Genomic DNA, 15,253 nt, shown 5'->3' on the forward strand with positions numbered 1-15,253 from the left:
CCCCTCACGCCCGCACCGGGCCCCGCCGGCATCCGTGACCGCCCCGCCGGGCGCATCCCCGCCTGGTGGCGCGACGCCTCCGGCTCGCTGCTGTGGCTGGTGCTGCTGGCGGTCACCGCCCTGTGGGTGCACGGGGGAGGGGTGCAGGACCTCGCCGCCGTCGGTTCCGGGCTGACCTCCCTGGGCCGGCTCACCGGGCTGATCGCCTCCGCCCTGCTCCTGGCGCAGGTGTTCCTCATGGCCCGCGTCCCGCTCGTCGAACAGGCATGGGGCCAAGATCGCCTCACGCGCGTGCACCGCCGGGTCGGATTCACGTCCTTCACCCTGATGTTCGCCCACCTCGCGCTCATCACCGCCGGCTACGCCTGGGACACCCCCGCGGGCCTGTGGGGCACGCTCGTCGACTTCGCCGTGGACTACCCGGGCATGCTCCTGGCGATCGCCGGCACCGCCGCCCTGGTCATGGTGGTCGTGACGCCCGTCAAGGCCGCCCGCGCCCGGCTGCGGTACGAGTCCTGGCACCTGATCCACCTCTACGGCTACCTCGGTGCGGGCCTCGCGCTGCCGCACCAGCTGTGGACCGGCCAGGAGTTCCTGGCCTCGCCCGTGGCCACCGCGTTCTGGTGGAGCCTCTGGGCGGTGACGGCGGGCGCCGTCGTCGTGTTCCGCGCCCTGCTGCCCCTCTGGTGCTCGGCCCGGGCAGGGCTGCGCGTGCAGTCCGTGACCGCCGCGGGGCCGCACGCGGTCACCGTGACCGTGGCCGGCCGGGGCGCCCACCGGCTGCACGCCCGCGGCGGGCAGTTCTTCCAGTGGCGGTTCCTCGACGGCCCGGGCTGGACGCGGGCCCACCCGTACTCGCTGTCCGCCGCCCCCGACGGCCGCACCCTCCAGTTCACCGCCGCCGTGGTGGGCGACGGCACCGACCGCCTGTGGGACATGCGCCCCGGCACGCGGGTGCTCGTCGAGGGCCCCTACGGGCGCATGCATGACGGCGCCCGCACCGGCCGCAAGGCCCTGCTCATGGGTGCGGGCATCGGCATCACCCCCATGAAGGCGCTCCTGGAGTCCCTCCTCGCGGACGCGGGGGAGATCACCGTGGTCCACCGCGTGTCCGACCCCGACGACCCCACCCTGCACGCGGACCTGCTGGCCGCCGCCCGCACCCGTGGCGCCCGCTACATCCGCCTCGAGGGGCGCCGCCGCCCGGGCGCCGACAGCTGGCTGCCCGCCTCCGCGGGGGACGTCGACGACGTCACCGCCCTGCGCCGGATCTGCCCCGACCTCGCCGAACACGACGTGTTCGTCTGCGGCGCACCCGCGTGGATGGACCTGGTGCGCCGGGCGGCCCGCCGCGGCGGCGTCCCCGCCGAGCGCATCCACGACGAGCGCTTCTCCTTCTGACCCCATCCCCCGAAAGGCCCCTCCCATGCGCCGCATCACCACCTGGCTCCTGGCCGCGCTGGCCGGCCTCGTCCTGCTGTTCAGCTACCACACCTCCACCGACCCGAACGCGTCCGCCACCGCCTCCCAGGGCACGAGCGTGCACATGGTCTCCGGCGCGAGCTTCACCTCGGCCGCGTACGAGCAGAGCCTCCAGTCCGCCCTCGACCGGGCGCACCTCTGATGGACGCCGCCCAGCTGCCGTCGTTCCTGACCTCCGGGACGGTCGAGGACCTCCTGGCCGATGCCGCCGCCCCCGCCTGGGGCACGCGCGCGTTCGTGGAACAGGTCATGGGCGGGCCCGTCTCCGTGCACGTGCGCGCGGAGGACCCGCGCCGCGCGGACATCGCCGCCGCGGTGCGGCGTGTCTGGGACCTCCTGCACCGGATCGACGCCGTCCTCTCCCCCTGGAGGACGGACAGCGACCTGCTCCGCATGCGGCGGGGCGAGCTCGACGCGGCCGCGGCCCATCCGTGGCTGGCGGAGGTCCGGGCCCTGACCGACGAGTCCGAGCGCGTCACGGGCGGCCTGTTCACCACCGACCTGCCCGCCCCGGACGGCAGCCGCGGCTGGGACCCCACCGGCCTCGTCAAGGGCTGGGCGGGGGACCTGGCGGCTCAGGTGCTGGCCGGGGTCCCCGGGATCTCCTACGCCGTGAACGCGGCCGGCGACGTGCGCGTGGGCGTCACACCGGGCGGCCCCCGCGACCCGTGGGAGGTCGGCGTGGAGGATCCCGCGCGGCCCGGGCAGATGGCCGTCGTCGTCTCGCTCGTGGAGGGCGCCCTGGCCACGTCCGGGACCGCCGCGCGCGGCGCCCACGTGATGGACCCGCGCGTCGTGGTGGACGGGCACCCCGCCCCGGCGACGCCGCAGCTCACCTCCGTCAGCGTCCTCGGCCCCACCCTGACCTGGGCGGACGCGTGGGCCACCGCCAGCCTGCTGGATCCCGGGGCGCTGGCTGCCGCCGGCCCCGCCTGGGCCGCCTACCGGGTGGTCTCCCGCACGGTGTGACGACGGCGGGAACCTCACGGTCCCGCCCCGTCCGCGTGCCCGGGGTGAGGTCAGGTCTCCAGCGCCGGGCCCGCGGCGATCCGGACGGGCCCGCGGGCGGTGGCCACGTCCACGGCCGCGCCCTTCTGGGTCACGACGACGACGCCCTCCTCGGCCAGGGTGCCGGCCACCTCGCGGGCCACGGGCATGAGGTCGCGCCAGTCCTCGCCGCCGACGACGCGGGCCGCGTCCGAGGGGCAGATCGTGCGGTCTTCCCCCCGCTGCCGCAGCAGGGTGCGCATGGCGGCGGCCAGCCGGTGGCGGCGGCCCTGCTCGGTGGGCTCCCACCAGGGGTCGCCGCGCTCGCCGAGGGCCACCTTCGCGTCCTGGACGCGGACACGGGCGGCGTCCCCGCGGGACTTCACGAGGCGCCGGGCGGCCATGAGCTCCTTCACCAGCTCCGCGCGGAGGGCCTCCGGGATGTCCGGGTCCGTGGCGCGCCACCGGCGGCCGTCGACGATGATGAAGTGCCCGTCCGGGGTGCGCTCCGGGCCAGTGCGTTCGGGACCGCTGTGCTCCGGATCGGACGGAGTGATCGGCTCTCCAGTCATGGGTGGGGACTCTACGGGCAGAATCTCCCCATGGACACGCATCGGAGCACCCCCGTCGTCGCCCTGCGCCCCGTGGAGGCCGGGGACGAAGAGTTCCTCTGGACGTGGATCCACGGCACGCCCGACGCGGAGTGGAAGCGGTGGGACGCGCCCTACTTCCACGCCGCGGAGCAGGCGGCGCCCATGGGCCGCGCCGCGTTCGCCCGGTCCTTCGCGCCATGGCCCGACGACGCTGACCGCCGCATCGTCACCGTGGACGGGGCGGCGATCGGACTGGTCACCCGTCACGAGGAGGCCCCCGCCGGCGGCGGCTGGTGGGAGCTGGGCATCCTGCTGTTCGACCCCTCCCGCTGGGGCGGCGGGATCGGGACCCGGGCGCTGGCGGCCTGGACGGAGGCGACGCTCACCGAAACGGACGCCCACGTGCTCACGCTCACCACGTGGTCCGGCAACGCCCGGATGGCCGGTGCGGCAGAGCGGGCCGGATTCCGGATGAGCGCGCGGGTGCCGGAGTCGCGAGCCTGGGACGGACGACGCTGGGACTCCCTGCGGTTCGCCCTGCTGCGCGGCGACCATGAGGGCGAGCAGGCGTCGGCACCGGAGCCGCCGGCGCCCCGCCCCGAGCTCGCGGACCTCACCGTGGTGACGGGACGGATCCCCGACGTCGTGGCGCTCCGGGCCCTGTACGACGCCGTCGGCTGGACCGCGTACACGCGGAACCCGGACGCGCTGGCGGCGGGGGTCGCGGGCTCCGCGTGCGTGGCGACGGCCTGGGAGGGGCAGGAGCTGGTGGGGCTGGCCCGGGTGGTCTCCGACGGGCACACGATCGCCTACCTCCAAGATGTGCTCGTGCACCCGGAGCGCCGGCGGCAGGGCGTCGCCGGAAAGCTGCTGGACGCCGTGTTCGCGCCGTTCGCCCACGTGCGCCAGCAGGTGCTGATCACCGATGAGGAGCCGGGCCAGCGGGCGTTCTACGAGGCCTGCGGGTTCCGGCAGTTCGGCGGAGGCGGTCCCGTCCCGGGCCGGACGTTCGTGCGGTTCGCCGGCTGAGGGCGGGGCCTAGGCTGGACGCATGGGCATCCGGTTCGAGAACGTGGGCATCGCCGTCGAGGACCTCGAGGAGGCGGTCGACTTCTTCCAGGGCCTCGGGCTCGTCGTCGTCGGCCGGGACGAGGTGCAGGGGGAGTGGGCGGACACCGCTGTGGGCCTGGACGGCAACCACGCGCGCATCGCCCTGCTCACCGCGCCCGACGGCGGCCCCGGCGTCGAGCTGTTCGAGTACCTGCACCCGGAGGCCCTCCCGACGCCGGACACGCTCCCGCACATGATCGGCATGCACCGCGTGGCGTTCCGGGTGGACGACCTCGACGCCGCCCTCGCCGCGTGCGACCGCCGCGGCTACGCCCCGCTGCGCGGCGTCGCCGACTACGAGGGCGTGTTCCGGCTCACCTATGTCCGCGGGCCCAGTAGGATCGTCGTCATGCTGGCCCAGGCGACGGGGGAGGGCTGACCCCCTGACCTGGGCGGCCCCGCGGCGTCCGCCCGCGTCGCTACCCTGAGCGCATGCCCACGCCGCACGCCTCCGCCGCGCCCGCCCCGCACACCGCCCACCCCGCCGACGGCCACGACGTGATCCGCGTCCACGGCGCGCGCACCCACAACCTGCAGGACGTGTCCCTCGAGCTGCCCAAGCGGCGGCTGACGGTGTTCACGGGGGTCTCCGGCTCCGGCAAGTCCTCCCTGGTGTTCGGCACGCTCGCGGCGGAGTCGCAGCGGCTGGTCAACGAGACCTACCCGTCCTTCGTGCAGGGGTTCATGGCGGCCATGCCCCGCCCGGACGTGGACGTCCTCGAGGGGCTGACCACGGCCATCGTCGTCGGGCAGGAGCGGATGGGTTCGAACCCGCGCTCCACCGTGGGCACGGCCACCGATGCCACGGCCCTGCTGCGGATCCTCTTCTCCCGGCTGGGCACCCCGCACATCGGCTCCCCGCAGGCGTTCTCGTTCAACGTCGCCTCGGTCTCCGGGGCGGGCGCGGTGAGCACGCAGAAGAACGGGCGCACCGTGAAGGAGCGGCGCGAGTTCTCGGTGACCGGCGGCATGTGCGAGCGCTGCGAGGGCACCGGCCGGGTCAGCGACATCGACCTCGCCGCGCTCTACGACGAGGAGCTCTCCCTCGAGGACGGCGCCCTGAAGATCCCCGGCTACTCGATGGACGGCTGGTACGGGCGCATCTTCCGCGGCGCCGGCCTCTTCCCCGTCGACACGCCGATCAAGAAGTTCACCCAGCGGCAGCTGGACGCCCTCCTCCACAAGGAGGCCACCACGATCACGGTGGACGGCATCAACCTCACCTACCTGGGGCTGATCCCGCAGATGGAGCGCTCCATGCTCTCCAAGGACGTCGAGTCCCTGCAGCCGCACATCCGCCGGTTCGTGGAGTCCGCCGTCGCGTTCGGCACCTGCCCTGACTGCCACGGCACCCGCCTGAACGAGCGCGCCCGCTCGGTCACCCTCGGCGGGGCCTCGATCGACCAGGTCTGTGCCCTCCAGATCACCGACGCCGCCGCGTGGCTCCGCGGCCTCGACGCCGGCCCCGCCGCCCCGCTCGTGGCCGGTCTGCAGGAGCTGCTGGACGCGTTCGAGCGCATCGGCCTGGGCTACCTGAGCCTGGACCGCGCCACCGGCACGCTCTCCGGCGGCGAGTCCCAGCGGGTGAAGATGATCCGCCACCTCGGCTCCGCGCTCACGGACGTCACCTACGTGTTCGACGAGCCCTCCGTGGGCCTGCACCCGCACGACCTCGCCCGCGTGAACGCGCTGCTCATCGACCTCCGGGACAAGGGCAACACGGTGCTCGTCGTCGAGCACAAGCCGGAGACCATCGCGATTGCCGACCACGTGGTGGACATGGGCCCGCGCGCCGGCGCCGACGGCGGCCGGGTCACCTTCGAGGGGACGGTGGAGGAGCTCGCGGCCTCGGACACGCTCACCGGCCGGCACCTGAAGGACCGGGCCGCCCTCAAGGGGGAGGTCCGCACGCCGACCGGCGTCGTCGAGATCCGCGGGGCCTCCGAGCACAACCTGCAGGACGTGGACGTGGACATCCCCCTGGGCGTGCTCGTGGCGGTGACGGGCGTGGCCGGCTCGGGCAAGAGCTCCCTGGTGCACGGCTCCCTGACCGGGCGGGAGGGCGTCGTCGTGATCGACCAGGCGCCCATCACGGGCTCGCGCCGCTCCAACCCGGCCACCTACACGGGCCTGCTGGAGCCGCTGCGCAAGGCGTTCGCGAAGGCCAACGGCGTGAAGCCCGGTCTGTTCTCCCCGAACTCGGACGGCGCCTGCCCGGCTTGCAAGGGCGCGGGCGTGATCTACACGGACCTGGCCACGCTCGGCGGCGTGGAGAGCGTCTGCGAGGAGTGCCAGGGCCGCCGCTTCCTCCCCGAGGTGCTCGAGCTGACCCTCGCCGGCCGCAGCATCGCGGACGTGCTGGAGATGTCCGTGGACCAGGCCGCCGCCTACGTGGCCGAGGGGGAGGCGCGCCTGCCCGCGGCGCAGAAGGTCCTGGGCCGGCTGCAGGACGTGGGCCTGGGCTACCTGACCGTCGGCCAGCCCCTCACCACCCTGTCCGGCGGCGAGCGCCAGCGTCTCAAGCTCGCCGTGCAGATGGGCGAGAGGGCCGAGGTCTACGTCCTCGACGAGCCCACCACCGGCCTCCACCTCGCTGATGTCGATCAGCTCCTGGCCCTCCTGGACCGCCTCGTGGACGGCGGCACGTCCGTGGTGGTCATCGAGCACCACCAGGCGGTCATGGCCCACGCGGACTGGATCGTGGACCTGGGTCCCGGCGCGGGGCACGACGGCGGCCGGATCGTCTTCGAGGGCACGCCGGCCGCCCTCGTGGCCGACGCCTCCACGCTCACCGGGCGGCACCTGAAGGAGTACGTGGGGGCCTGAGCAGCGGGGCAGGCCGGGTGCTCGGCCGGCCCGCGCTCAGCCGGCGCGCTCAGCCCAGGAGGGAGAGCCCGCAGGCCAGCGCGAAGCCGACCACGGTGACGAGGCCCGCGGTCTCGCCGCCCTGCTCGCGCGCCTCGGGGATCATCGTGTCGATGAGCATGACCAGCAGGGCGCCGGCCGCGAAGCCCTGGACGCCGGCGGTCATGCCCGGCGTCGCCAGCTCGGCGAGCAGGCCGCCGACGACCGTGGCCAGGATGCAGACCACGGTGACGACCGACCACTGCGTGAGCACGTGGCGGCGGGTCTTGCCCGCGCGCAGCAGGTCCGCGGAGGAGCCGATGGCCTCGGGCAGGTTGGAGACGAAGATCGCCACCACCAGGGCCAGGGAGATCTCCCCGCCGGCGGCCAGGCCGACGCCGAGGACGACCTGCTCGGGGATGCCGTCGAGGAGCGCGCCGACCGTGAGGGCCGCGCCGCTGCCGCCGCCGGAGCCGCCGCCGCGGCGTTCCACGACCCGGTTGGCGGTGAAGTACGCGGCCGCGCCGAGGGCCAGGCCGACGCCCACGGCGACGGCGCCGCCGGTGTTCACGCCCTCCTCCGCCAGCTCGAGGGACACGGAGGCGATGAGCGCGCCCGCGCCGAACGCCAGGATGCGGCCGATGGTGGGTCGGTGCCAGTCGCGGGCGAGGGCGAGGAGGGCACCGAGGAGCAGGGAGGAGGCGGAGACGACGCCCCACAGGAGGATCTGGGTCACCCCCGCAGGGTAGTCCTCCCGCGGGTCAGCGCGACAGCTCGTGCAGCAGCCGCTCGGCCACGCGGCGGCCCGAGACCAGCGCCCCCTGGATGGAGGCGGTGTCCCGATGGTCGCCGGCGGCGTAGACGCGCTCGGCGACCCGCGCCTCGGCCCGCAGTCGCAGCGGGGCGGCCTGCACGGGCAGGGCGTAGGGGACGTCGTCCCGGGCCAGCAGGTCCCAGTCGGACGCGTCGACGCCCCAGATGCGCGCCGCGTGGGCGCGCGCCTGCGCGTCGGTGACGGCCGGGGCGGACGGGTCCAGCAGGGCCGTGGCCTCCACCAGCGGCGTGCCGTCCGGGGAGAGGCCCGGCGCCGCCGCCGTCATCACCGCGGTGTGCACCAGCGGCCCGGAGCCGGTGCCGTCCACGGCGAGGAAGCGCTCGCGGGCCGGGGCCGAGGGGGCGCGGAACCACCAGGTGGTCAGGCCTCGGGAGGGGACGGGGAGGCGATCCGAGGCCGCCTCGGGGAGCAGTCCGGTGAAGGCCTCCGGACCCACCGCCAGCACCGCCGCGCGGGCGTGCAGCGGGGCGCCGCCGGCCACGTCCACCACGACGCCGTCGGCGGCCGGCCGCACGGCGGTCACCGACGCACCCGTGGTCACCCGCGTCCCCGCGGCCCGGACGCGGGCCGCGAGCTGCTCCGGCAGCGCGGCCACGCCGCGGGCGGGCACGCCCGGCGTGCCGAGCACGAACATGCGCACCAGCAGCTCCGTGAACCGGGACGACGTCGTAAGGTCCGGGTCGGCGAGCACCCCGCGCAGGAACGGCTCGAGGACGGCATCGCGCAGCGGGCCCCGCACGCCCGCCCGGTCCCACGCCTCGATGAGGGGCGCGTCCATGCGGTGCTTGGCCACCCGCGGCGCGGCGAGGGCGGGCGCCGCCCAGCGGGACAGCGCCGCGAGCTCCCGCGCGTCGAGCAGGCCGTGCCGGACGCCGTCGCGGAGGGTGCGGGCGGCGAGCCGGGGCTCCCGGCGGGGGTCGGCCAGGAGCGCGAGCCCGCGGCGCGTGCGGACCCGCACGCCCGCACCGAAGGGCTGCAGCCCCAGGGCGTCGACGTCGGCGTGCCGGGGCAGCTCCGGGTAGGCGGGGTTCACCAGCTGGAAGCCGCGGTCCAGGACGAAGCCGTCCACGGTGCGGGTGCGCTGGCGCCCGCCGACCTCGGCCTCGCGCTCCAGCACGCGCACGCTCAGGCCGGCCTCGGCGAGGGTGCGGGCGGCGACGAGTCCGGCCAGGCCGGCGCCGACGACGATGACGTCAGAGGGGGTCTCCATGCGCCCCAGTATGGGCCACGGAACCCTCACTTGGCCTGGGCGTAGGACTCCACCTGGGCCACGGTGAGCGGGAAGTCCACGGGCGCGGCGCCGAAGAGCAGCCGACCCGCCTGGGATGCCGCCTCCGTGACGATGCGGGCGACGGCGCCGGCCTCCTCGGCGGGTCCGTGGAGCACCACCTCGTCGTGCACGAAGAACACGAGGGCCGTGCTCAGCCCCGCCCGGTGGAGCCCGCCGCGGATCTGCCCCATCCAGCACAGCGCCCACTCCGCGGCCGTGCCCTGGACCACGAAGTTCCGGGTGAACCGTCCCGCCGACCGGCGCAGCGAGCGGGCTCGGGCCTCGGCCTCCCGGGTGGAGCGGTCGGCCACGCGCTCGAGCCAGCGCTCCGCGGGCGCGGGGGAGGTGCGCCCCAGCCACGTGTGGACCGGCCGGCCCGCCTCGCCGTCGTCGGCGGCGGCCTCGAGCATCGCGAGGGCGGCCGGGTAGAGGCGGCGCAGGTGGGGCAGCAGGGCGGCGGAGTCGCCGGTGGTCGCCCCGTACATGGCCCCCAGCAGGGCCACCTTCGCGCGGGAGCGGTCGTCCAGCGCGGTGCCGGCGGAGCGGCCCTGCTCCGCGACCTCCCGGTAGAGGTCCGGGGTGGCGCCGGCCGCCGCGAGCGCGGCGTCCCGAGACATCGCGGCCAGGATGCGGGGCTCCACCTGGGAGGCGTCCGCCACGGTGAGCACGTGGCCCGGGTCGGCGCGGACGGCGTCGCGCACCCCCGAGGGCACCTGCATGGCGCCGCCGCCGTGGGCGGCCCACCGGCCGGTGACGACGCCGCCCACCAGGTAGGTGGGACGGAACCGGCCGTCGCGGGCCCAGGTGTCCAGCCAGTGCCAGCCGTGGGCGGTCCACAGCCGGTAGAGGGCCTTGTACTCCAGCAGCGGGGCGATGAGGGCCTCCCGGGCCTGCCGTTGCGCCCCGCCCTGGTCCGCCCATGCGGTGAGCTCCCACTTGCGGGTGGAGTCGACGGTCACCCCGGCGGTCTGCAGGGCGCGCAGCAGCGCCGGCGGGGAGTCCGGGTTGAGCCCGGGGGACCCGAGCGTCGCCGCCACCCGCTCGGCGAGGGCCTGGAGCCGGGCGGGGCGAGCCCCCTCCGGAGGGCGGGGGCCGAGCTGCTCGGCGAGGAGGGCTTCGTGCACGTCCGCGCGCCAGGGCAGGCCGGCGTGGTGCATCTCGGCGGCGACGAGCGCCCCCTGGGACTCTGCCGCCAGGAGCAGTCGCAGGCGGTGCGGGTGCGCCGAGGCCGCCACGGCGGCCTGCTGGGCCGCCAGCTCCCGGGCGAGCGCCGCGGCGTCGGGGGCGGGCTCGGGGCCGGCCAGCTCGAACATGGCCCCCTGCCCGGGGGCCCGACGGGCGGTGGCCGGGTCCTCGGCCTCGGGCTCGTGGACGGGCAGGTCCACCGTCGGGGCGTACGCCAGTCCGGCGGCGGCCGCCCCACGGAGGATCCGCTGGCCGAGGGAGAGGTCCCGGCACCGGTCCCACCGCACGCCCGCCGCCAGCAGCGCCGGATAGACCTCGGCCGCGTCGGCCACCGTCCACCGCACGACGGCGGGGTCCACGCCCAGCCGCCCCGGCAGGGCCCGCACCACGTCCGCCAGCTCGTCCCGCGCGAACCGGGCCACGGGTCCCCCGTCCCCCTGACCGGGCGACGCATCCGCGGGGGAGGGGGCGGCGTCGTTGGGCAGGACCAGGGCGCACCACCTCCCGGGCGGGGTGCCGGGAGCGGGATCCGGGCCGAGGACGATGACCATCGGCCCATTCTCGCCCGTGCCCCGCATCGGGGGTCGAGCCCTGTGCCGCGACGGTGCGCCGCCTAGACTCGAGTCAGCGGCTCGCTGTGACCGCTCGCACACCATTGGAGGGACCCGTGACCGAGAACCAGCACCCCGACGACCCCCGCCGTCCGGAGGACACCGGGGGCGGCGCCGTCCCCGGTGAGTTTGCCCGCCACGGCGTCGAGGAGGGCGCACCCGAGGCCGGCGCCGCCGGCTGGCCGGACCAGCCCCCGTCCGCCGGCTGGCCGGACCACACGCCGGTCACGGGCACCGGGCACGGCTCCAGCGCCTACACCCCCGGCGGGGACGGCGCCGTCCCGGGCCCCTACGAGCAGCCCTCCTACGAGCAGCCCTCCTACGGGCAGCCCGCCTACGGCCAGGACGCCGGAACGCAGCAGGCCGGTGCGCACGGCCAGCCGCAGGGCGCCTACGGGGCGGATGCGTACGGGGCCGGCGCCCAGCATCCCGGCTCCTACGAGCAGCAGGGCCCCTACGCTCAGCCGACCGGCGCCTACGGCCAGCAGCAGCCGGGGGCCTACGGCGCCGACGGCCAGCCCCAGGGCGGGTACGGCGCCTACGGACAGCAGCCGGGAGCCTACGCGACGGGTGCGGGCGCGCCGCGCCCGGCCTCCAACGGGCTGGCGATCGCCGCGCTCGTCTGCGGCGTCATCGCCCTGCTGCTCAGCTTCCTGCCGTTCATCGGCCTGGTCAGCGTGCTGATCGGCGCGGCCGCGATCATCACGGGCGTCCTGGGCCTGCGCCGGGGCCAGTCCAAGGGGATGTCCATCGCGGGCATCGTCACGGGCGCGCTGGGCCTGCTGATCTCGATCGCCGTCACGGCCCTCACGGTCGCCGCCGTCTCCGCCGCCGTCCAGGAGGGCGGCCCGGCCCTCTCCTCGATCGGGGCCTCCCTCTCCTCCGAGGCGAACGCGCCGCACGAGGTGGAGCTGAGCGCCACCGTGGATCAGGGCGACGCCACCGTGAACTACCGGATCGGCGGCAGCTCCTGGGACCAGGACATCACAGCCGAGCAGATCTCGGTGACGGACTCGGTCACCGGCAGCGAGACCCTCAGCATCTCTGTCACCGAGGACGTCACGGACACCGGGTCGCAGAACGTGACGTGCGAGATCCTCGTCGACGGCCGGTCGGTCGCGAAGGAGACCGGCACCAGCTCGGCCTACTGCAACGCCGGCTACGGCGACTACTGAGCCGTCCGGCCGCCGCGGCCGCCACGCACGACGGGCGCCCCCTCCTCGCGGAGGCGGCGCCCGTCGTCGTCCCGGCGTGGTCTCAGGCGGCCGGGGACTCCTCGGCCACACCGGGGTCGGCGGCGATCCGGTCCCCGGCGATCCGGTCCATGATCAGGGCGATCGCGCCGTCGCCCGTGACGTTGGTGGCGGTGCCGAACGAGTCGATGGCGATGTAGGTGGCCACCATCAGCGCGACCTGCGGCTCCGTGAACCCGAGCATCGAGGAGAGCAGGCCCGAGGCGGCCACGATGGCCCCGCCCGGCACACCGGGGGCGGCCACCATGGTGATGCCGAGCATGAAGATGAATCCGACCATCAGGCCCACGTCCACCTGCCCGCCGGTGAGGATGATGACCGCGGTGGAGAACGCCACGATCTTCACCGTGGAGCCGGCCAGGTGGATGGTCGCCGCCAGCGGCACCACGAACGCCGCGATCGGCTGCCGCACGCCCAGGGAGACCACCTGGCGCAGGGTCACGGGGATGGTGGCCGCCGACGACGAGGTGCCCAGCGCCGTCGCATAGGCGGGCATCATGGCCTTCAGGGCGGTGAGGGGGTTGCGGTGGGCGATGGCGCCGGCCACCGCGTACTGCACCAGCAGCAGGACCACGGTCAGGGCGAACACGATGAGGATCACGCCCAGGAACGTGCCGATCACCTCGAACACGCCGCCCGAGGCGGCCATCGCGAGGAAGATGCCGAAGATGTAGAACGGCAGCAGGGGCACGACGATCCCGGTGACCACGCGCTCGATGGTGGTCCGCAGCTCCTCGAAGCCCTGCTGGAGCACGCCGCGGGGGATCAGCGTCATGCCGATGCCCAGGACGAAGGACAGCAGCAGCGCCGTCATGACGCCGAACGGCGGGTCCATGGCGATCTCGAAGAACGGCGCCGCCCCGCCCTCGGAGGGATCCGTCACGCCGGAGATCGAGCCCGGGGTGAGGATCCGCGGGAACAGCGCCAGCGCCACCCCCAGGGACAGGAACCCGCCGAAGAGGGTCGAGCCGTAGGCGATCGCCGCGGTGACGGACAGCCACCTGCCCGCGCCGCGGCCGAGCTCGGCGATGGCCGGGGCCACCAGCGCCACGATCAGCACGGGGACGATGAACCCGAGGAACGCGCTGAACAGGGACGTGCCGGTCACCGCGGTCCGGGTGAGCCACTCGGGGGAGACCAGGCCCACGACGACGCCCAGCACGATGCCCAGCAGGACGCGCGGCAGCAGGCCCAGCCGGAGCAGGCCGCGGCGGGGGGCCTTCTCCGGCGCGGCGGTGCCGTCCGTGGCAGACGACGACGGCGGGGCGGGCGGGACCGATGAGGACGGGGCGGCGTGCGACATGCCGAACACCCTAGAGCCGCGCACCCGCGCCGAGCGGCGCGCGCGCCACTGTTGCGGAGGCCATCCGCTCGGGACGGGCTGCGCGCCCGGGGGCTCAGCGCAGGGCGCCCACGGCGTGGACGGCGGCGACGATCGCGTCCGCCGCGGCGCCGAGTGTGGCCGCGTCCGAGTCCGGCCCGAAGGTGCGGCGCAGCGCCGAGCGGCCCCCTCCAGTGCCGCCTCACCATTGCCCCGGGCGGCACGAAGGACGCGTGCCTGGGCAGGTCAGGCCGCCGTCAGGGTCCGCGCGTACACGGTGCGACCGTTCGCGTTGATCAGACGCACCCGGAACTCACGGCCGTCCTCGGGGATCTCGACGTGGCCGAAGTACTGGTGCTCGCCGGAGCGCGGCGAGCCCATGACCGGCCCGTGCGCCTCGAAGTCCAGGCGCGGGCCGAAGGTGCCGTCCAGCGTGTTCGGGCCGAACGATCCGGCGTTGATGGGGCCGGCCACGAACTCCCAGAACGGCTCGAAGTCGGTGAACGCCGCGCGGTCGGGGGAGTAGTGGTGCGCCGCGCAGTAGTGGACGTCGCCGGTGAGGAACACGACGTTCTTCACGCCGTGGTCCTTGATCGCCTTCAGGAGGCGGGCGATCTCCAGCTCGCGGCCCAGCGGGGCGCCGTCGTCGCCGTTGGACAGGGACTCCTGGCCCGTGCCGTCGGGGACGACCAGGCCCAGAGGCAGGTCGTTGGCGATGACCTTCCACGTGGCGGTCGACGCCCGCAGCCCGTGGATGAGCCACTGCAGCTGCTCCTCGCCCAGGATCGGGGTCTCGTGGGTCTCGAGACCCGGGGTGTTCTCACCCTTGTGGGTGCGCATGTCCAGGGCGAACACGTCGAGCGTCGCGCCGCGGGGGATCCTGCGGTAGATGCGGGCGGGCTCGAAGCCGGAGCCGCGGCGCAGGGCCGTGGAGTCGGCGATCGGCATGTACTCCTGCCACGCGCGGCGGGCGCGGGCGGCCAGCGTGTCCACGTCACGGACCTGGGTGTAGCGCGGGTCTTCGAGGACCTCGCCCGGCCACCAGTTGTTGGTCGTCTCGTGGTCGTCCCACTGGGCGATGACGGGGACGTCCGCGTACAGGGCGCGGAGGTTGTCGTCCATCATGTTGTAGCGGTGGCGGCCGCGGAACTCGTTCAGCGTCTCGGCGACCTTGGACGTCTCCTCCGTGACGAGGTTGCGCCAGGTGGGCTCGCCGGCCACCTCGAGGGTCTCCGGGATGGGGTTGTCCGCGTAGATCGTGTCGCCGGAGTGCAGGAAGAAGTCGGGCTGCGTGGCGTGCATCGCCGCGTAGCCGCGCATGCCGCCGATCTCCGGGTTGATGCCGTAGCCCTGCCCCGCGGTGTCCGCGGTCCACACGAAGGACTGGGCGGCGGAGGTCTTCCGGCCGAACCGCGCGCCGGGCGCCGTCGTGAAGCGGGCCACGGCCGACTCGCCCAGGCGGCCGGCCTCGTCCTCGAACGCGTACGTCACCTCGAAGCGGGTGCCGGAGGGCAGCGTGTCCGCGAGGATCTTCGCGGTGTGGTCGGTGGCCCCGTCGACCCAGCCGGAGCGCAGGGTCAGCCCGCGAGCGAAGCGGCCGCGCAGCACCTTCCCGTCCTCGTCGACCGCGCGCAGCGTGGCGTGCAGACGCGAACGGCCGGACGAGCGCGCCCACAGCACGGCCGAGTTCGAGGTGACGTCGCCGGTGGCGACGCCGGACGGCAGCGTCAGGCGGGACGCGACCAGGCCACCGGGGGTGTGG

General features: G+C 75.2%; 13 protein-coding genes. 7 read left to right on the top strand and 6 right to left on the bottom strand.

Annotated elements, in window-relative coordinates; all coding sequences use genetic code 11:
• From MHY29_RS07550 to MHY29_RS07560, 3 genes are all read left to right on the top strand, one after another.
• A partial coding sequence (locus MHY29_RS07550) for a ferric reductase-like transmembrane domain-containing protein (RefSeq protein ID WP_370643477.1) occupies positions 1 to 1,401 on the top strand: 1,401 nt, incomplete at its 5' end.
• Between the two features lie 25 nt (positions 1,402 to 1,426).
• Positions 1,427 to 1,624 (top strand): hypothetical protein, encoded by a 198-nt coding sequence (locus MHY29_RS07555; protein WP_239239633.1) that lies wholly within the window; start codon positions 1,427 to 1,429, stop codon positions 1,622 to 1,624.
• Positions 1,624 to 2,451, top strand: a complete 828-nt coding sequence (locus MHY29_RS07560; RefSeq protein WP_239239636.1) for an FAD:protein FMN transferase — start codon at positions 1,624 to 1,626, stop codon at positions 2,449 to 2,451. The genes MHY29_RS07555 and MHY29_RS07560 overlap by 1 nt, the downstream gene beginning before the upstream one ends.
• Positions 2,452 to 2,501: 50 nt before the next feature.
• Here the strand turns inward: MHY29_RS07560 and MHY29_RS07565 are convergent, their stop codons facing one another.
• On the bottom strand, positions 2,502 to 3,041 hold the full coding sequence (locus MHY29_RS07565) for a DUF3253 domain-containing protein (RefSeq protein ID WP_239239639.1): 540 nt from the start codon (positions 3,039 to 3,041) through the stop codon (positions 2,502 to 2,504).
• A 30-nt stretch (positions 3,042 to 3,071) separates the two neighbouring features.
• Between MHY29_RS07565 and MHY29_RS12485 the strand changes: the two genes are divergently transcribed.
• From MHY29_RS12485 to MHY29_RS07585, 3 genes are read left to right on the top strand one after another with little or no spacing between them, the layout of a single operon-like run.
• Positions 3,072 to 4,091: a GNAT family N-acetyltransferase gene (locus MHY29_RS12485; protein ID WP_370643478.1), complete on the top strand. Its 1,020-nt coding sequence runs from the start codon at positions 3,072 to 3,074 to the stop codon at positions 4,089 to 4,091.
• Positions 4,092 to 4,113: 22 nt separating this feature from the next.
• Entirely contained in the window at positions 4,114 to 4,551 is a 438-nt protein-coding gene (locus MHY29_RS07580; RefSeq protein ID WP_239239642.1) for a VOC family protein, read from the top strand.
• Between the two features lie 53 nt (positions 4,552 to 4,604).
• A complete protein-coding gene (locus tag MHY29_RS07585; protein ID WP_239239659.1) occupies positions 4,605 to 6,998 on the top strand; it encodes an excinuclease ABC subunit UvrA in 2,394 nt (797 codons plus the stop codon).
• A 49-nt stretch (positions 6,999 to 7,047) separates the two neighbouring features.
• On the opposite strand, the gene MHY29_RS07590 is transcribed toward MHY29_RS07585, so the two are convergent.
• Genes MHY29_RS07590 through MHY29_RS07600 form a run of 3 tightly spaced genes read right to left on the bottom strand, consistent with a single transcriptional unit; the run spans position 7,048 to position 10,857 of the window.
• Positions 7,048 to 7,752, bottom strand: coding sequence for a ZIP family metal transporter (locus MHY29_RS07590; RefSeq protein WP_224356696.1), 705 nt, complete (start codon positions 7,750 to 7,752; stop codon positions 7,048 to 7,050).
• Positions 7,753 to 7,777: 25 nt separating this feature from the next.
• Positions 7,778 to 9,061: an NAD(P)/FAD-dependent oxidoreductase gene (locus tag MHY29_RS07595; RefSeq protein ID WP_239239662.1), complete on the bottom strand. Its 1,284-nt coding sequence runs from the start codon at positions 9,059 to 9,061 to the stop codon at positions 7,778 to 7,780.
• A 26-nt stretch (positions 9,062 to 9,087) separates the two neighbouring features.
• Positions 9,088 to 10,857: a bifunctional 3'-5' exonuclease/DNA polymerase gene (locus MHY29_RS07600; protein WP_239239665.1), complete on the bottom strand. Its 1,770-nt coding sequence runs from the start codon at positions 10,855 to 10,857 to the stop codon at positions 9,088 to 9,090.
• A gap of 116 nt (positions 10,858 to 10,973) precedes the next feature.
• On the opposite strand from MHY29_RS07600, the gene MHY29_RS07605 reads away from it, so the two are divergent.
• Entirely contained in the window at positions 10,974 to 12,092 is a 1,119-nt protein-coding gene (locus tag MHY29_RS07605) for a DUF4190 domain-containing protein (protein WP_239239668.1), read from the top strand.
• 82 nt (positions 12,093 to 12,174) lie between these two features.
• On the opposite strand, the gene MHY29_RS07610 is transcribed toward MHY29_RS07605, so the two are convergent.
• Positions 12,175 to 13,473, bottom strand: coding sequence for a dicarboxylate/amino acid:cation symporter (locus MHY29_RS07610; protein WP_239239670.1), 1,299 nt, complete (start codon positions 13,471 to 13,473; stop codon positions 12,175 to 12,177).
• Between the two features lie 264 nt (positions 13,474 to 13,737).
• A partial coding sequence (locus MHY29_RS07615; RefSeq protein ID WP_239239672.1) for an alkaline phosphatase occupies positions 13,738 to 15,253 on the bottom strand: 1,516 nt, incomplete at its 5' end.

Origin of the sequence: Micrococcus sp. ACRRV, from assembly GCF_022346985.1 — a bacterium.
GTDB lineage: Bacteria > Actinomycetota > Actinomycetes > Actinomycetales > Micrococcaceae > Micrococcus > Micrococcus porci.